Source organism: Streptomyces lavendulae subsp. lavendulae (assembly GCF_002803845.1).
GTDB classification, from domain to species: Bacteria; Actinomycetota; Actinomycetes; order Streptomycetales; family Streptomycetaceae; genus Streptomyces; species Streptomyces lavendulae.
In genome coordinates this window covers 5,979,863-5,995,963 of sequence record NZ_CP024985.1, presented here as the reverse complement: position 1 = coordinate 5,995,963, position 16,101 = coordinate 5,979,863, and the positions used below count along the sequence as shown (strand labels likewise).

The window sequence follows — 16,101 nt, the reverse complement described above, 5'->3', positions numbered from 1 at the left end:
CCCACCCCCTACAGGCTCAGTTCCGGGTGCAGCCGGTCCATCGTCCACACCTGCTTGCCGCGGGCGGCGAGGGCGGTGAGCGCCAGGGCCCCGGCGGTGAAGGCCACCAGGACCCCGCAGCCCTGCCACACCGGGGCGAGGTCGCCGCCGGTGATGAGGCGGCGCAGGCTCTCGACGATGTACGACATCGGCAGGTACGGGTGGATGGCGTTGAAGAAGCCCGGACTGGTCTGGACGGGGTAGGTGCCGCCGGCCGAGGTCAGCTGGAGCATCAGGACGGCCAGCACCAGGATCCGGCCGGCCGCGCCGAACTTGGCGTTGAGCCACTGGACGATCGCCGCGAAGCAGCCGGTGACCAGGAACAGGAAGCCGATGGTGAGGGCCGGGCGGGCCATCTCCAGGCCGAGGCCCCAGTGGAGCACGGACATCAGCGCGCCCACCTGGGCGGCGCCGAGGCCCGCCACGGGCAGCCAGCCCGCGAGGGCGATCCGCCAGGGCGAGGCGCCCGCGGCCAGGGCCCGCTTGTTCAGCGGGGCGATCAGCATGTAGGCGACCATCGCGCCGACCCAGAGGGACAGCGGGATGAAGTACGGGGCGAAGCCGGTGCCGTAGTTGGGCGCCTTGTGCAGGGACTGGTTGGCGAGCTTCACCGGGTCGGCCATGACCTGGGTGCGGGCGTCGCGCTGCTGCTGGTCGTAGTCGGGGATCTTGCCGGCGCCGTCGTGCAGGCCGCCGGCGAGTTCGCCGGTGCCGTCGACGAGCTTGAACATGCCGCCGTCGAGGCTGTGCGCGCCGTCGCCCAGCTTGCCGACGCCCTCGCCGAGGGCTCCGGAGCCGCCGGCGGCGGTGCCGATGCCGGTGTGCAGCTGGGCCATGGCGTCGGCGGCCTTGTGGGCGCCGGTGTTGAGGGCGTTGACCTTGGCGACGGCCCCTTCGAGGTCGGAGGAGAGGCCGGGGGCCTTGGCGACGAGCTCGCGGGCCTTGGACTCCAGGTCGCTCAGCTGGCCGCGGAGCCTGCCGAGGTCGCCGTTGCTGTTGCCGACGAGGGTGTTGACGTCACCGGAGAGCAGGGCGGCCTGGGCGGCGTCGTCCCTGATCCTCTTCTGCTGCTCGCAGAAGCCCGCGGGGATCTTGGGGTCGGGGGCGGCGCAGTACTTGGTGTAGGTGCCGTCGGCGAGGGCGGCGAGCTGCTTGGTGACCGAGGCGGCGGCCGGGGCCTTCTCGGCGAACTTGTCGAGGTGCTTGTTCGTGACCGCGGCGGTGTCGGCGACCAGCTTGGCGGTGTCCGCGAGGTTCTTGGGGTCCTTGACGAAGGGACGGGCCTTGTCGGCGGCGCCGTTGACCTTGTCGGCGAGGGTCTGGGTGCCGGCGGCGATGTCCTTCGTGCCGGTCTCCAGCTGGCCGGCGGCCGAGTTGAGCTTCTTCAGCCCGGCGGTGAGCTCGCCGTTCTTCTCCTTGGCCGTGTCGAGGCCGTCGGCGAGTTCCTTCGCGCCCTGCTGGGCCTTGCCCGCGCCGTCCTTGAGCTTGTCGGCGCCGTCGGCGGCCTCGGCGGTCTTGTCGTGCAGGTCGGAGAACGAGACGAAGATCTTGTCCAGGAACCCGCGGGAGGCGTTGGCGGAGGCCGCCGAGCGGACCTCGGCGAAGACGGTGCGGGAGATCGAGCCGACGATGTAGTTGTTGGCGTCGTTCGTGCGGACCTGGAGGGCGCTGGTGGTGGGGTCGGCGCCGCCGCTGGAGGCGATCTTCGCGCTGAAGTCGGCGGGCATGGTGAGGGAGAGGTAGTACTTCCCGTTCTCCAGGCCCTTGGCCGCCTCGGCCTGGCTGACCTCGTGCCAGTCGAAGGTCTTGCTGCCGTGCAGCTTCTTGGTGATCTCATCGCCGGCGTCGAGGCGCTTGCCGTCCACGGTGGTGCCCTGGTCGGCGTTGACCAGGGCGACGGGCACCTTGTCGAGACGGCTGTACGGGTCCCAGAACGACCAGAGGTACAGGGCTCCGTACAGCAGCGGCAGGAGGAGCAGCGCGACGAGGGCGGCGCGGGGCAGCTTCCCCCGCCCGAACCGCTTCAGCTCAAGCGCGGCCAGTTTCGGCGAGCGCATCGTCCGCCCCCTTCGGGTCTTCGTCGGTGGTGTTGGTGGTGGGCTCGGTGGTTTTGGCGGTGGGCGCGGTGGTGGGCTTCTCGCCGTCCGGCTTGCCGTCCGTGTTGCCGTCCGTGTTGCCGCCCGGCTTGCCGTCCGTCTTGCCGTCCGTCTTGCCGTCCGTGTCGTTGTCCGGGGCCGGGCCGGTGGCGGCGTCCGCGTCCGTGGGGGAGGCGGGAGCGGCGGGCCGGCCCCAGGTGATCTTCGGACCGGCGTCGCGGGCGACGGCCGGGCGGGCGGGGGCGGCGGGGGCACCGGTCGTGGCGGGCTCCCCGGCGGCGACCGTACGGAGCACCGTGACGCCCTCCGGGGCCTCGCTGCACACCGCGAGGACGGTGGTCCCCCGGTCGGCGAGGGAGCGCAGCAGGGCCCAGGCCTCGGCCCGTTCGGCGCCGGAGAGCTTGAGGTCGAGGTCGTCGACGGCCAGCAGCCGGGGGTTGCCGAGCAGGGCCACGGCGAGCGAGAGCCGTACGCTCTCCAGCCGCTCCAGGTCGCGCACGGAGGTCCGCGGCCCCTTGGGCAGGGTGGCCGGGTCCAGTCCGACGGCGGCCAGGGCTGCGGCGATACGGGCCTCGGCCGAGGCGCGGCGCTCGCCGCGCGGGCGCAGCAGGGCCCGCACGGGACCGTCGTAGCGGCGCTGGAGCAGGGCTCCCTCGCGCAGTTGCTCGGCGACGGTGAGGGCCTGGTCGAGGTCGTTGACACCGGGGACCGGGCCGAGGGCGGAGATCCGGCGGACCGCGGCCATCTTCTTCGGCAGCCGGTGGCGGCCGATCTCGGCGTGGCCCTCGGTGGGCTTCATCCGCCCGGTGAGGGCGAGGAGCAGGCAGGTCCGGCCGCTGCCGGAGGGGCCTTCGAGCGCGATCAGCGCACCGGCTGCCGCGTCGAGGTCCACGCCCCGGAAGACCCAGCCGCGCGGGCCCTTGAGTCCGAAGCCCTCGGCCTTGACGGCCGCGCCGTGCGGGCTGTCCACGCCGTCCTCCCTTCTGTCGAAGCTCTTGTCGCAGCTCTTGTCGAGGCCCTGACGGACCTTTTGAACTGACCGGTCAGTTCAAAAACTACCAGGTACGGGGCCAAGGGCCCCACCCGAGGGGGGCTTTGGGAGTGAATGCGCAGGTCAGCGCGATTGTCAGTGGGGCCCGTCACGATGGATCCACGGCCACGCGCACGCGTGCGGCCGACCGCACCACCGCCGAGCACCACGCAACGACAGGAGGTTCGTCATGGCCACACCGTCCCCGTCCCCTGTCCACCCCGTCCCGCGCAGGTCGGCCGCACCACCGGCCGCCCTGGACCTGCTCGCCAAGGCCCACGGCGGCCTGGCCGAGGCGGCCCTGCTGCCCCGGCCCAACGAGCGGTACGCCACCGCCCACCTGGCCGCGCTGCGCGCCGCCGCGGCCGTACTGGCCGCGCGCGGGCGGCCGGAGCCGACCGGACCGAGGCGGCGGCCCAGGATCCGCAGCGCGTGGGAGGTGCTCCCGGAGATAGCGCCGGAACTGACCGAGTGGAGCGCCCTGTTCGCCTCCGGCGCGGCCCGCCGGGCCCGGGCCGAGGCGGGGATAGCGGACGCGGCGAGCTGCCGGGACGCGGACGACCTCGTACGGGAGGTCGGGATGTTCCTGCGGCTGGTGGAGCGGATGCTCGCGCTCCAGCCCCTGGCGCAGCCCCTCCCGCAGCCCCGGCCGGAGCGTCCCCACGCGGGATGACCTGCCCGGTCGGCCGAGGCAATAGGGTGGGGCACGCACCGCTCACCCACCCTTACGCGCCGAGGAGCCATCAGCCGTGTCGGACACTTCCCGCCCCCGCGCCTCCCTCCGCACCGCCGTGGTGTGGGAGGTCCTCAAGGAGGCCCTCGACCGCCGGGCGAAGGCGACCGGGCGGGACGTCCTGGACGTGCTGGACACCGGCGGCGGCACCGGGAAGTTCGCCGTGCCGCTGGCGCACCTCGGCCACCGGGTGACCGTGGTCGACCCCAGCCCGAACGCCCTGTTCGGGCTGGAGCGCCGGGTCGCCGAGGCCGGCGTGGCCGACCTGGTGCGCGGGGTCCAGGGCGACGCCCAGGGCCTCCTGGACGTGGTCGAGCGCGAGGCGTACGACGTGGTGGTCTGCCACGGGGTGCTGGAGTACGTGGACGACCCGGCCGAGGGCGTGGCCAACACGGTCGCCGCCCTGCGCCCCGGCGGCATCCTCAGCCTCCTCGGCGCCGGACTCGGCGGGGCCGTCCTCGCCCGCGCCCTGGCCGGCCACTTCACCGAGGCCCGCACCGCCCTGACCGACCCGGCCGGACGCTGGGGTTCCGGCGACCCCGTCCCGCGCCGCTTCACCGCCGAGCAGCTCAGCGAGCTGGTCAGCGCGGTCGGCCTGGAGGTCGGCTCGGTCCACGGCGTAAGGATCTTCGCCGACCTCGTGCCCGGCGTCCTGGTCGACACCGAGCCCGGAGCGGTGGAGGCGCTGCTGCGACTGGAGGAGGCCGCCGCCGAACTGCCGGCCTTCCACGCGGTGGCCACCCAACTGCACGTCCTGGGCGAGAAGCCCGCCTGATCTGCGGCCTTGCGCCGACGGGCTCGGCCGCTCACCCTCCGAACCGACGCTCCGCCCCGTATGATCGGAGACACCGTTCGGCATGGCGGAGAACTCATTGGGGAATAAGCGCCTCAGTGACCGCGCTGGCGACGGTACGTTTGACGCATCGCTTCACCGCCACCGCGGTTTCGTTGGCTCAGCGGTTTGCAGAATGTGGCGTAGAGGGCGGGTATCACGGGGGCGATTCCCCGCCTATCCTGAAGGGGACCCCTGGTCGCTACCCCCCGCGACCGACGGATGAGGAGGACTCCCGTGCCGCTCTCGGAGCACGAGCAGCGAATGCTCGAGCAGATGGAGCGAGCGCTGTACGCCGAAGACCCCAAGTTCGCGACAGCGCTTGAGGGCAGTGGACTGCGCACGTACACCCGGCGACGGGTCTACCAGGCAGTCGCAGGCATTGTGGTGGGTATCGCGCTCCTCATGACCGGTGTGATCTGGCAGGAAGTGCTCTGGATCAGCGTGGTGGGATTCCTCGTCATGCTGGCCTGTACGGTCCTCGTGGTCACCGGTTGGCGCAAGGCACCCAAGCCCGGCGAGCAGCCCGTCTCCGGCAGTACCGGCGGATCGGCCCGAGGCCAGAACCGCCAGCGTCGGTCGATGATGCACCGCATCGAGGAACGGTGGCAGCGCCGCCGCGACGAACAGGGGCAGTAGCCCCGCACGGACACCACCGGTGAGGGGACGGCCGCCCTGGGGCGGCCGTCCCCTCACCCCTTTCGCCCACCGGGCCGCCCGTCCTGCGGCATGATGCCCGTGTGAGTGTGCTCCCCCTGGTCTTCACCAGCGGCTGGGCCAGCGGGATCAACGCCTATGCCGTGGTCCTGCTGCTCGGCGTCTTCGGCGCGACCGGCCTGACCGACGAGGTCCCGGCCTCGCTCCAGCGCACCGACGTCCTGATCGTCGCGGGCGTGCTCTTCCTCTGCGAGGTGGTGGCCGACAAGATCCCGTACGTGGACTCCCTCTGGGACACCGCCCACACCGTGATCCGGCCGCTCGCCGGTGCCGTGGTCGGCGCCCTGCTGGCCGGGCAGAGCGGCTCCCTCACCGACATCGCGGCCGGGGCGATCGGCGGTTCCACCGCCCTGGCCAGCCATTTCGTCAAGGCCGGGACCCGGATGGCGGTCAACACCTCGCCGGAACCCTTCAGCAACATCGCGGTCAGCACCGCCGAGGACCTCGGGGTGGCCGGCCTGGTCACCTTCGCCATGTTCAACCCGCAGGCCGCCGCGGTCATCGCCGCCGTCCTGCTCGCCCTCGGCCTGGCCCTCGTGGTCTACCTGTGGAGCCGCATCCGCCGCTTCCGCCGCCGCCGGGCCCGGCGGCGGGAGGAGAAGCGCCTGGGGGCCGAGGTCCGCGCCGCCGCCGGCCCCCACCCGCCCGATGCCGGGGGCACCACCGGTCCGATGCCCTGACCTCGCTCGATAGGCTCAGCCGCATGGCGAGAATTGCGGTGATCGGCGCCGGCATGGGCGCGATGGCGACGGCGGCCCGGCTGGCCGTGGCGGGCCACCAGGTGACGGTGTACGAGCGGGGGGACTCCTACGGCGGATCGGTGGGCCGCTACGAGCAGGACGGCTTCTCCTTCGACACCGGCCCCGGGCTGCTGCACCTGCCCGCCGTCTACCGCGACCTGTTCGTGAAGACCGGCAAGCGGCCCCTGGAGGACCTGGTCGACATGGTCCAGCTGGACCCGGCCGTCCGCCACGTCCTGGGCGACACCACCGTCACCCTGCCGGGCGCCTCGCGCGGCGGGGTCGCGGCCGCCCTCGACGGGGCCTTCGGCAACGGCGCGGGCGAACGCTGGAACGCCGTCCTGGGGCGCGCCCGCGACACCTGGGACGCCACCCGGCGCCCCCTGCTGGAGGAACCGCTGCGCCCCGACTGGCAGGTCCTGGGCCGCGACCCCTACCCGGCGCTCCGCGGGAGCGGCCTGCTGCGCCGCCGCTCGCCCTCGCTGGCGGAGGTGGCCGCGCGCGAGCTGGGCGGCCACCTCGGGGAGCTGCTGGCCGGCCGGGTGCGGGCGTACGGACTGGACCCGGACGCCGCCCCCGCCTCGGCGGCCGCGCTGCCGTACATGGAGCAGACCTTCGGCAGCTGGTACGTCCGGGGCGGCATGCGGGAGCTGGCCACCGCCGTGTACGAACGCTGCCTGGAGCGGAAGGTCACCTTCGCCTTCGCCACCCCGGTGCGGGAGGTCCTGGCGCGGGGCGGCCGAGCGGCCGGGGTGCTGCTGGGCGACGGCACCGAGGCGCCCGCCGACTCCGTCGTCTGCGGGATCGACCCGAGGCGGCTGCCGGCCAAGTCCGTGTCCTGGCCGCACGGCGGCGCTCCGGCCCGCGGGGACGGGGTGCCCGCGCGGCTGACCCTGCTGCTGGCCCTGCGCGGCGCCCGCCCGGCCGACGCCGTCCACCGCACCCTGGTGCACTCCCCCGGGCTCGACGTGACCGTGCTGCGCCCGGACGACCCGGCCACCCGGCCCGACGCCGACCACGAGGCGGTCACCGTGACCGCGGTGTGCGGCCCCGCGGGCGGGGCGCCGGTCCCGGACCCCGAGGAGCTGCTGGACCTCGCCGCGCGGGCCGTCCCGGGGCTGCGCTCGCGGATGCTGTGGATGCGGGTGCGCACCCCGAAGGACGTGGAGGCGGCCACCGGCGCGCTCGGCGGTTCGGTGCCCCCGCCCGCCCTCGCCGGGGCCGGCGGGCGGCTGCTGTACCCCGCGAACACGACGGCCCTGCCCGGGCTGTACCTGGCGGGCGGCTGGGCCCACCCCGGCGGCGGGCTGGCGCACGCCGGGATGACCGGGGCCCTGGTGGCCGGGCTGATCGTGGAGGGGGACGGCTTCCGGGGCTCCCAGTGAGCCCCGGAGCCCCGCGTCAGTAGCGGTACTGCCCCTGGTCGCCGTTGCCGTGGGCGTTGCCGTTGTTCTGGTACGGGTAGCCCTGCGGGTCCTGCTCCGGGTAGGACTGCGGGTTGTCCGTGCCGCGCTGCTGCGGCACCCAGACCCCGCCGGGCGGGGTGTCCGTGGAGTACTGCTGGGCGGGGTCGGAGTACGCCGGGTAGGCGGTGTAGGCCGAGTAGTCGGGGTAGTTGTCGGGGGCCGACGGGGTGACCGCGCCGCCGGTGCCGATGTACGGGTCCGAGTAGGCGGCGTAGACCTGCTGTTCGCCCGCCGGGTAGCCGGTGTAGTCGTAGCCGCCCTGGCCCTGGCCGGGGTCGTAGGAGGCCGCGTACTGGTGGGCGTCCTGTTCGGCGGTGGTGAAGGGCGAGGCGAACGGGGCTGTGGCGTCCGGCCGGTCCGGGGCGAAACTCTGTATCCCGTACGAGCCCGTCTCCTCGGGCACCGGCTGCGGGGTGAACACCTCGTCGCCGGAACCGGGACCGGAGCCGGGGCTCGCGTCCGCGGGCGTGCCGTCCGGGCCCTGGGAGCCGTACTCCAGGTCGCTGACCTTGAGCTGCGGTGCCGGGCGCGGCGCTCCGCCGGACCGGCGCCGGCCGCGCTCCTTCCGTACGGGCTCACCGCCGCGGCGCAGCGCCCAGCCGGCCACGAAGCCCTTGCGGAAGGACAGCGTCACCAGGGTCTGGCCGACGGCGAAGGCGGTCGCGCCCGCGGCGATCACGAGGACGGAGGGCAGCACCACTCCGGCCACCACGCCGAGGAATCCGGCGAACGCGAGCAGGCGCCAGCGGAGCCGGGCCTTGTACTGCATCAGGACCTCGGCTAGCAGCCACAACGCGACGATGCCGAACGCGATGTAGAGGACCGTCATTCCCATGCAAGGCCCCTCTCGGTACGGCCGTCGGCGCGGGAACGGGGACGGCCGCTCAGGCCCGCTGGTGCAGGCCCAGGTTCTCGTAGATTTCGAGGGTCGCCGTGGAGTTGTTCAGCGTGATGAAGTGCAGCCCCGGGACACCCTCGGACAGCAGCCGCGCGCAGAACTCCGTGGCGAACTCGATGCCAATGGAGCGTACAGCGGCCGGATCGTCCTTGACGGCGAGCATGCGCTCTTTCACATCCGCGGGGAAGACCGCGGTGCTCAGTTGCGGCAGCCGGTCGAGCTGCTTGATGCCCACAACGGGCATGACCTCGGGGATGATCGGGGTCTCGCAGCCCGCCTCGGCGACGCTGTCGCGCAGCCGCAGATAATTCTCGGGATCGAAGAACATCTGGGTGATGGCGTAGTCGGCGCCCGCGCGGCACTTGTCCACGAAGTGCCGGATGTCCGTGTCCCAGTCCTCCGAACGGGGGTGCATCTCGGGGAAGGCCGCCACGCCCACGCAGAAGTCGCCGGACTCCTTGAGCAGGCGCACCAGGTCGGCGGCGTAGTCCACGCCCTCGGGGTGCTTGACCCAGGGGCCCATGGGGTCGCCCGGCGGGTCGCCGCGCAGGGCGAGCATGTTGCGGATGCCGGCGTCCGCGAACTGGCCGATGACGTGGCGCAGCTCGGCGACGGAGTGGTCGACGGCGGTCAGGTGCGCGACGGGGGTCAGGGTGGTGTCGGCGGCGATCTGCTCGGTGGCGCGGACGGTGCCGCCCCGGGTGGAGCCGCCGGCCCCGTAGGTGACCGAGACGAAGCTCGGGGAGACCGCCTCGATGCGGCGCAGGGCGTTCCAGAGGTTGCGCTCGCCCTTCTCGGTCTTCGGAGCCCAGAACTCGAAGGAGTACGAGCGCCCGGACGCGAGGAGGTCGCGGACCGTGTGCGCACGGTCCGACCAGGTGGAAGCGGTACCAGAGGCCATACCGGCAGGTTAGACGGGCGTTCGCGCACTCCGAAGCGCTGTCCATCCATTGGACACGTTTTTGGACACTAACCCAGCCGGGCGCGGATCCGCTTGGAGAGTTCGTGGGCGGCGGCGTGGGGATCGGCCGCCTCGGTGATGGCGCGGACGACCACGACGCGGGTGGCCCCGGCGTCCAGCACCTCGTCCAGATTCGTGCCGTCGATGCCGCCGATGGCGAACCACGGGCGGTCCTGGCCGAGGGAGGCCGCGTACCGGACGAGGTCGAGGCCGGGGGCGTGGCGGCCGGGCTTGGTGGGGGTGGGCCAGCAGGGGCCGGTGCAGAAGTAGTCCACGCCCGGCTCGGCGACGGCGGCGTCGACCTCGGACTCGGCGTGGCAGGAGCGGCCGATCAGGACCCGGTCGCCGAGGATGGCGCGGGCGGCGGGGACGGGGATGTCCCCCTGGCCGAGGTGCAGGACGTCGGAGCCGATGGCGTGGGCGACGTCGGCGCGGTCGTTGACGGCGAGGAGCTTGCCGTGACGGCGGGCGGCCTCGGCGAAGACCCGCAGGTGTTCGAGCTCCTCGCCCGCCTCCATGCCCTTGTCGCGGAGCTGGACGATGTCGACGCCCCCGGACAGGGCCGCGTCGAGGAACTCGGGGAGGTCCCCCTGCCGCTTGCGGGCGTCCGTGCACAGGTAGAGCCGGGCGTCGGACAGCTGCTGCATGGGTGGTACCCCCGTGTGGTGGCGGTGTACGGGCCCGGGCGCGGGCCCGTACACCTGTGGATCAGCCGGTCAGAGGGCGAGCGCCTGGGCGCGTCGCTTCACCTCCGTGCCGCGATTCTCGCTCAGCGCCTGAGCGGGGGTGCCCGGCAGGGTGGGGTCCGCGGTGAACATCCACTCCAGGATCTCCTCGTCGGAGAAGCCGTCGTCGCGCAGGACGGTCAGCAGGCCGACGAGGCCCTTGACGATCTTGTCGCCGTCGATGAAGGGGGCGGGCACCTGGAGGGAACGGTTCTCACCGCGGCGCACGGCGAGCAGCTGACCTTCCTTGACCAGCTGGCGGACCCGGGTCACTTCGATGTCGAGCATCTCCGCGATGTCGGGGAGGTACAGCCAGGCGGGGACAAGGGCGTCGATCTTTGCGTCAATCTCGGTCACGGGGACAAGCCTGCCATCTCGGACCGACGGCCGGTACCCGAGCCGCCCCGTCCGGGGAGGGGGCGGGCCGGGCACGGCCTCCGCGTCAGGCGGTGGCGGACTTCAACGGGACGTCCGGGTCGGCCACCCTGGCCGGGTCGACGGGGACGGCCGACTCGATCAGGCGGCGCCCCTGGGCGAGGTCGCGGGGGCGGCCCACGGTCAGGAGGGCGACCAGCGCGCCCTCCCGCAGCCAGCACACCGACCAGGTGGCGGCGTCCGGGTCGCCCCGCCAGAGCAGGGTGTCGGCGCCGCCGTGGTGGCCCGCGTACTGCACGAAACGGCCGAACTGCTCGGACCAGAAGTACGGGACGGGGTCGTAGGCCTGGACGGGCTCCCCCGCGACGATGTTCGCCGCGACCGCCCGGGGGCCCTGCAGGGCGTTGTCCCAGTGGTGGACCAGCAGCCGGGCCCCGTAGCGGGCGGAGGGGAAGGAGGAGCAGTCGCCCACCGCGTAGACCCCGGGCAGCGAGGTGCGCAGGTACGCGTCGGCGGTGATCGAGCCGTCGGGGCCGCGTTCGATCCCGGTGCCGTCCAGCCAGCCCGTGGCGGGGCGGGCGCCGATGCCGACGACCACCGCCCCCGCCGCGAGCTCCCGGCCGTCGGCGAGCCGGACCCGGCCCTCCTCGATCCCGGCCACGGCGGCCCCGGTGATCAGGGTGGCCCCGGCCTCGGCGTACCACCGGGCCATCGGGGCGGCCACCTCGGCGGGCAGGGCCCCGACCAGGACCCGGTCCGCGGCTTCGACCACCGTGACGGCGCAGCCGGCCCCGCGGGCCGCGGTGGCGAACTCGGCGCCGATCCAGCCGGCCCCGACGACCACGAGGTCGGGGGCCGTCGCCAGGACGGGGCGCAGCCGGGCGGCGTCGTCGAGGGTGCGCAGCAGGTGCACGCCCGGGACGCCGCCGGTGCCGGGCAGGGTCAGCGGTTCGGCTCCGGTGGCCAGGACCAGGACCTCGTAGGGGACGGGTCCGGCGGGGGTGTCGAGCTCGTGCGCGTCGGGCCGTACGCCGGTGACCTCGGTGCCCAGGCGCAGGTCGATGCGGAGTTCCTCGAAGTCCACGTCGAAGGCCACGTCGAAGGCGGCCTCCTCGGCCTTGCCGAGCAGCACCGCCTTGGACAGCGGGGGCCGGTCGTAGGGCTGGTGGGGTTCGGCTCCCAGGAGGGTCACGGGACCGGCGAAACCCTGCTCCCGCAGGGCCACGGCGGTCTGCACACCGGCCATTCCGGCGCCGACGATCACGACTCCGGGCTTCGTCTGTTGCGTCTGCTCGCTCACCCGCCCCAGCCTAGTGAACTGACGGCCCGTCAGGAACAGGGGGCGGGGAAGTACGGGCGGACGCCGGGGAGGCAGCCTTACCCGCCACCCCCGCCGGGGTTAGTCTGGCCACCGTACCTATCGCGGGAGTCCGGGCGCACCGGGCTGAGAGGGAGGCTGGCCGGCCTCCGACCGTACGAACCTGATCCGGGTCATGCCGGCGAAGGGAGGGGCTGGACGCCCATGCACTCATCTCGGAAGGGATCCGACGTCCTCGTCATCGGGGGCGGGATCATCGGCCTGGTCACCGCCTGGCGGGCGGCCCGGCGCGGACTGCGCACCGTACTGGCCGATCCCGACCCCGGCGGGGGCGCCGCCCGGGTCGCGGCGGGCATGCTCGCCGCCGTCACCGAACTGCACTACGGCGAGGAGACCCTGCTCGGGCTCAACGTGGCCTCCGCCGCCCGCTACCCGCAGTTCGCCGCCGAGCTCGCCGAAGCCAGCGGCGGCCTGGACATCGGCTACCGGGCCTGCGGCACCCTCGCCGTCGCCCTCGACGCCGACGACCGCCTCCACCTGCGGGAACTCCACGCCCTGCAGCGCCGCTGCGGCCTGGAGTCGCAGTGGCTCACCGGCCGCGAGTGCCGCCGCCTGGAACCGATGCTGGCCCCCGGGGTACGCGGGGGGCTGCGCGTCGACGGGGACCACCAGGTGGATCCGCGCCGGCTGGCGGCCGCACTGCTGGCCGCCTGCGAGCGCGCCGGGGTCGGCGTCCACCGGACGGCCGCGACCCGGCTGCTGACCGGGGCCGACCGGGCGCTGGGCGCCGTACTGGAGGACGGTACGGAGCTGCGCGCCGACCAGGTCGTGCTCGCGGCGGGCTCCCTGAGCGGGCGACTGGAGGGCGTGCCGCCGGAGGTGGCGGTGCCGGTGCGGCCGGTGAAGGGGCAGGTGCTGCGGCTGTCGGTACCGCCGGCGTACGCGCCGTTCCTGTCCCGGACCGTACGGGCCGTCGTGCGCGGCAGCCACGTCTACCTGGTGCCCCGCGAGAACGGCGAGCTGGTCGTCGGGGCCACCAGCGAGGAACTCGGCTGGGACACCACCGTCACCGCGGGCGGGGTCTATGAGCTGCTGCGCGACGCCCACGAGCTGGTCCCCGGGATCACCGAGCTCCCCCTGGTCGAGACCCGGGCGGGGCTGCGCCCCGGCTCCCCGGACAACGCGCCGCTGCTGGGCCCGACCGACCTGCCCGGACTGCACCTGGCCACCGGGCACTACCGCAACGGGGTGCTGCTGACCCCGCTCACCGGCGACGTGATGGCGGAGCTGCTGGCCACCGGCACCGTGCCGGAGGTGGCCCGCCCCTTCAGCCCCCGCCGCTTCTCCACCACGCGTCAGGAGACCTACGCATGACCATCTCCGTCAACGGCGAGCCGCGCGAGGTCGCGGCCGGCACCACCCTCGACGCGGTGGTGGCCACGCTGACCCGGGCGCCCAAGGGCGTCGCCGCCGCCCTCAACGAGACCGTTGTCCCGCGCGGCCAGTGGCCGCACACCCCGGTGGGCGACGGCGACCGCGTCGAGGTCCTCACCGCCGTGCAGGGGGGCTGACCACCATGGCCGACGACCTCTTCACCCTCGGCGGACGGACCTTCTCCTCCCGCCTGATCATGGGCACGGGCGGGGCCCCGAGCCTGGACGTCCTCGAACGCTCCCTGGTCGCCTCCGGCACCGAGCTGACCACGGTGGCCATGCGCCGCCTGGACCCGACGGTGCAGGGCTCGGTCCTGTCCGTCCTCGACCGGCTCGGCATCGCGGTCCTGCCGAACACGGCGGGCTGCTTCACCGCCGGCGAGGCCGTGCTCACCGCCCGGCTGGCGCGGGAGGCCCTGGGCACCGACTGGATCAAGCTGGAGGTCGTCGCCGACGAGCGGACCCTCCTGCCCGACGGCGTCGAGCTGCTGGACGCCGCCGAGGTCCTGGTCGACGAGGGCTTCACCGTCCTGCCGTACACCAACGACGACCCGGTCCTCGCGCGGAAGCTGGAGGACGTGGGCTGCGCGGCGATCATGCCGCTGGGCTCCCCCATCGGTTCGGGCCTCGGCATCCGCAACCCGCACAACTTCGAGCTGATCGCGGAGCGGGCCGGGGTTCCGGTGATCCTGGACGCCGGCGCCGGGACGGCCTCCGACGCCGCCCTGGCGATGGAGCTCGGCTGCGCGGCGGTGATGCTGGCCTCGGCGGTCACCCGCGCGCAGGCGCCCGTCCTGATGGCGGCGGCCATGCGGGACGCCGTCACGGCGGGCCGCCTCGCCTTCCGCGCCGGCCGCATCCCCCAGCGCCGCTTCGCCGAAGCCTCCTCCCCCACGGAAGGCCGCGCCACCCTCGACCCGGAACGCCCGGCGTTCTGAGGGGGTGGGGGGTACGGGCGCGGGCGGGCCGTCTCCCCCTCGGCCTCCCGGGCCCGGGCGGCGGCTGCCCACCCGCCCCCTGGCCTGCGGGCCAGGGCCGGCGGGGAGGGCGTCCCCCCTGGACGGTCTCAGGGAAGGCTTGGGGGTTTCCCGTCAGTCCCATCGTCCTTCCGGTTCGCGCCGGCCCGTCAAGGGCGCTCCTTCGTCGCGTCGCTACGCGATGGCCTTCGGCCACCCTTGACAGACCGACCCGCCCCGGAAAGACAAGGACTGCCGGGAAACCCCCAAAAGAACGGCACGGTCCAGAACACGAGGGACGGGCACCCAGATACGCCAGAGGCACCGGGCACCATCCCGCCGGGCACCCGCACCTCCAGAGGCCCGCTTCAGGGCCCGGGGCACAGCACCCCGCACGAAACGACGACCAGACCGCCCCGCGGAGCACGCAAGCGCGACAGATCGCTACGCGCTCCTCGGATCTCAGCGACTGACCGCCGTCCGGGGCCGATGGGTGAGCAATCGGCGTCCGTCGTGGCTACGCACATGGGGGCTGTCGCCGTCGAGGGCGTCCAGGAGCCGGACGGCGTAGACCTCCGACATCCGCTCGGTCACCTCGTCCGGTGTGAGCCACTGGACTGCTGTGCTTTCGCCTGAGGGGCGTTCCGTTCCGCCGGAGGGCTTGCAGCGGAAGACCAGGGCCACCACTCCAGCCGCGATGTTCTTGTACACGCCGGTGAGCTCGTCCACCTCGACGTGAATGCCGGTTTCCTCCAGCACTTCCCGCCGCACGCCGTCCTCGGGGGTTTCCGCCAACTCCAGCACTCCGCCGGGCAGCTCCCAGGTCCCGTTGTCAGCTCGGCGGATGGCCAGCAGCCGACCGTCATCACGCACCACCACCCCGGCAACCGACACGGAATGGCGTGGCGTTGACTTGTCCGACGCGACGCTGTTACTCATGCACAAGAGCATAGGAGGAAGCGAAGGACCATGGGAGCAGCTATAGGAGCGGGTAAGGCCGTTCCTCGGTACCTGCAGATCGCCGAGGACATCATCCAGCAGGTACGTGCCGGCGTCTTGAAGCCGGGAGACCAGGTGCCCAGCGAAGCCGAGATGGCCGAACGTTACGGAGTCTCGGGCGGGACCGTTCGCAAGGCAATGCTGGAGATCCGCGCCAGCGGTCTTGTGGACACCCGGCACGGCAAGGGCTCGTACGTAAGGGACCGACCGCCGGTCCGCCACCGTTCATCAGATCGTTTCCGTCGCTCGCTTCGGCAGGGCGGCAAAGCCGCCTACCTTGCCGAATCAGAGCAGTCGGGCGCTACGGCGAAGGTCAGCGTCATCTACGGCGAAGGTCAGCGTCATCTACATCGGGCCGATCGAGGCCCCGGAAGCGATTGCTCAGCGACTTGGCGTCGAGCCAGGAACCCAAGTACTCGCACGCCGTCGTTTGTACTTCCGCAACGGCGCTCCTGTGGAAACGGCGACGTCGTACCTGCCGTGGGACGTGGTGCGCGACATCCCGGAACTCTTCGCCGAGAACCCAGGCGACGGCGGCATCTACGCCCGACTCGAAGAGCACGGCCACACTTTCGCCGAGTTCGTGGAGACCCTGCGGGCGCGACCTGCAGCGAAGGCGGAGGCATCGGAGCTGGCGCTGAGCCCTGGCGCCACCGTGGTTCACCTGCTGAGGAACGCGGTCACGGATGCCGGCCGCGTCGTGGAGGTGTGCGACACCCTCATGGCGGCCGACCAGTTCGTTTTCGAGTTCCGCATCCCCGCATCCGACTGATTGCGTCGCCA

16 protein-coding genes, 1 pseudogene and 1 riboswitch are annotated in these 16,101 nt (G+C 73.3%); of the genes and pseudogenes, 9 read left to right on the top strand and 8 right to left on the bottom strand.

Features of this window, described 5'->3' with window-relative positions; genetic code table 11:
- Positions 1-8 precede the first annotated feature (8 nt).
- Positions 9-2,096 (bottom strand): YhgE/Pip family protein, encoded by a 2,088-nt coding sequence (locus tag SLAV_RS26705; RefSeq protein ID WP_030227991.1) that lies wholly within the window; start codon positions 2,094-2,096, stop codon positions 9-11.
- Complete coding sequence (locus SLAV_RS26700) at positions 2,068-3,105, bottom strand: ATP-binding cassette domain-containing protein (RefSeq protein WP_030227988.1); 1,038 nt, start codon at positions 3,103-3,105, stop codon at positions 2,068-2,070. Before SLAV_RS26700 ends, SLAV_RS26705 begins: the two co-directional genes overlap by 29 nt.
- 250 nt (positions 3,106-3,355) lie before the next feature.
- Between SLAV_RS26700 and SLAV_RS26695 the strand changes: the two genes are divergently transcribed.
- The 5 genes from SLAV_RS26695 to SLAV_RS26675 all read left to right on the top strand — a co-directional run bounded on the left by SLAV_RS26695 (position 3,356) and on the right by SLAV_RS26675 (position 7,572).
- Positions 3,356-3,838, top strand: a complete 483-nt coding sequence (locus SLAV_RS26695) for an SAV_6107 family HEPN domain-containing protein (RefSeq protein WP_030227987.1) — start codon at positions 3,356-3,358, stop codon at positions 3,836-3,838.
- 76 nt (positions 3,839-3,914) lie between these two features.
- Complete coding sequence (locus SLAV_RS26690; RefSeq protein WP_030227984.1) at positions 3,915-4,673, top strand: class I SAM-dependent methyltransferase; 759 nt, start codon at positions 3,915-3,917, stop codon at positions 4,671-4,673.
- A 294-nt stretch (positions 4,674-4,967) separates the two neighbouring features.
- Positions 4,968-5,369, top strand: coding sequence for an SCO2097 family morphological protein (locus SLAV_RS26685; protein ID WP_030227982.1), 402 nt, complete (start codon positions 4,968-4,970; stop codon positions 5,367-5,369).
- Between the two features lie 101 nt (positions 5,370-5,470).
- Positions 5,471-6,127, top strand: coding sequence for a DUF4126 domain-containing protein (locus SLAV_RS26680; protein ID WP_051840585.1), 657 nt, complete (start codon positions 5,471-5,473; stop codon positions 6,125-6,127).
- Positions 6,128-6,150: 23 nt separating this feature from the next.
- Positions 6,151-7,572 carry a phytoene desaturase family protein gene (locus SLAV_RS26675; RefSeq protein ID WP_199922143.1) on the top strand — a complete coding sequence of 474 codons (1,422 nt, stop codon included), beginning with the start codon at positions 6,151-6,153 and terminating at the stop codon, positions 7,570-7,572.
- A gap of 16 nt (positions 7,573-7,588) precedes the next feature.
- On the opposite strand, the gene SLAV_RS26670 is transcribed toward SLAV_RS26675, so the two are convergent.
- The 5 genes from SLAV_RS26670 to SLAV_RS26650 all read right to left on the bottom strand — a co-directional run bounded on the left by SLAV_RS26670 (position 7,589) and on the right by SLAV_RS26650 (position 11,912).
- Positions 7,589-8,488 carry a chromosomal replication initiator protein DnaA gene (locus SLAV_RS26670; RefSeq protein WP_030227975.1) on the bottom strand — a complete coding sequence of 300 codons (900 nt, stop codon included), beginning with the start codon at positions 8,486-8,488 and terminating at the stop codon, positions 7,589-7,591.
- Positions 8,489-8,537: 49 nt separating this feature from the next.
- Positions 8,538-9,452: a methylenetetrahydrofolate reductase [NAD(P)H] gene (gene metF, locus SLAV_RS26665; protein WP_030227973.1), complete on the bottom strand. Its 915-nt coding sequence runs from the start codon at positions 9,450-9,452 to the stop codon at positions 8,538-8,540.
- Between the two features lie 68 nt (positions 9,453-9,520).
- A complete protein-coding gene (gene thiE / locus SLAV_RS26660) occupies positions 9,521-10,159 on the bottom strand; it encodes a thiamine phosphate synthase (RefSeq protein WP_030227970.1) in 639 nt (212 codons plus the stop codon).
- 69 nt (positions 10,160-10,228) lie between these two features.
- Positions 10,229-10,594 carry an Rv2175c family DNA-binding protein gene (locus SLAV_RS26655; RefSeq protein ID WP_030227969.1) on the bottom strand — a complete coding sequence of 122 codons (366 nt, stop codon included), beginning with the start codon at positions 10,592-10,594 and terminating at the stop codon, positions 10,229-10,231.
- Between the two features lie 85 nt (positions 10,595-10,679).
- Positions 10,680-11,912, bottom strand: coding sequence for an NAD(P)/FAD-dependent oxidoreductase (locus tag SLAV_RS26650; protein ID WP_030227966.1), 1,233 nt, complete (start codon positions 11,910-11,912; stop codon positions 10,680-10,682).
- Between the two features lie 112 nt (positions 11,913-12,024).
- Positions 12,025-12,137, top strand: a riboswitch (TPP riboswitch).
- On the opposite strand from SLAV_RS26650, the gene thiO reads away from it, so the two are divergent.
- The 3 genes from thiO to SLAV_RS26635 all read left to right on the top strand — a co-directional run bounded on the left by thiO (position 12,135) and on the right by SLAV_RS26635 (position 14,301).
- Positions 12,135-13,304, top strand: a complete 1,170-nt coding sequence (thiO, locus tag SLAV_RS26645) for a glycine oxidase ThiO (RefSeq protein WP_030227963.1) — start codon at positions 12,135-12,137, stop codon at positions 13,302-13,304. Its footprint overlaps the riboswitch before it by 3 nt.
- Positions 13,301-13,501 carry a sulfur carrier protein ThiS gene (gene thiS, locus SLAV_RS26640; protein ID WP_030227960.1) on the top strand — a complete coding sequence of 67 codons (201 nt, stop codon included), beginning with the start codon at positions 13,301-13,303 and terminating at the stop codon, positions 13,499-13,501. The genes thiO and thiS overlap by 4 nt, the downstream gene beginning before the upstream one ends.
- Before the next feature lie 5 nt (positions 13,502-13,506).
- Positions 13,507-14,301 (top strand): thiazole synthase, encoded by a 795-nt coding sequence (locus tag SLAV_RS26635; protein ID WP_030227958.1) that lies wholly within the window; start codon positions 13,507-13,509, stop codon positions 14,299-14,301.
- A gap of 480 nt (positions 14,302-14,781) precedes the next feature.
- On the opposite strand, the gene SLAV_RS26630 is transcribed toward SLAV_RS26635, so the two are convergent.
- A complete protein-coding gene (locus SLAV_RS26630; RefSeq protein ID WP_030242392.1) occupies positions 14,782-15,270 on the bottom strand; it encodes an NUDIX hydrolase in 489 nt (162 codons plus the stop codon).
- Between the two features lie 18 nt (positions 15,271-15,288).
- On the opposite strand from SLAV_RS26630, the pseudogene SLAV_RS26625 reads away from it, so the two are divergent.
- A pseudogene (locus tag SLAV_RS26625) lies at positions 15,289-16,090 on the top strand (GntR family transcriptional regulator).
- The last annotated feature ends 11 nt before the right edge of the window (positions 16,091-16,101 follow it).

Bases quoted from the DNA above. Each gene is read 5' to 3' on its own strand.
- SLAV_RS26670 (WP_030227975.1), bottom strand. From the start codon at position 8,488: ATGGGAATGACGGTCCTCTACATCGCGTTCGGCATCGTCGCGTTGTGG.
- metF (WP_030227973.1), bottom strand. From the start codon at position 9,452: ATGGCCTCTGGTACCGCTTCCACCTGGTCGGACCGTGCGCACACGGTC.
- SLAV_RS26635 (WP_030227958.1), top strand. From the start codon at position 13,507: ATGGCCGACGACCTCTTCACCCTCGGCGGACGGACCTTCTCCTCCCGC.
- SLAV_RS26705 (WP_030227991.1), bottom strand. From the start codon at position 2,096: ATGCGCTCGCCGAAACTGGCCGCGCTTGAGCTGAAGCGGTTCGGGCGG.
- thiS (WP_030227960.1), top strand. From the start codon at position 13,301: ATGACCATCTCCGTCAACGGCGAGCCGCGCGAGGTCGCGGCCGGCACC.
- thiE (WP_030227970.1), bottom strand. From the start codon at position 10,159: ATGCAGCAGCTGTCCGACGCCCGGCTCTACCTGTGCACGGACGCCCGC.
- SLAV_RS26630 (WP_030242392.1), bottom strand. From the start codon at position 15,270: ATGCTCTTGTGCATGAGTAACAGCGTCGCGTCGGACAAGTCAACGCCA.
- SLAV_RS26675 (WP_199922143.1), top strand. From the start codon at position 6,151: ATGGCGAGAATTGCGGTGATCGGCGCCGGCATGGGCGCGATGGCGACG.
- thiO (WP_030227963.1), top strand. From the start codon at position 12,135: ATGCACTCATCTCGGAAGGGATCCGACGTCCTCGTCATCGGGGGCGGG.
- SLAV_RS26695 (WP_030227987.1), top strand. From the start codon at position 3,356: ATGGCCACACCGTCCCCGTCCCCTGTCCACCCCGTCCCGCGCAGGTCG.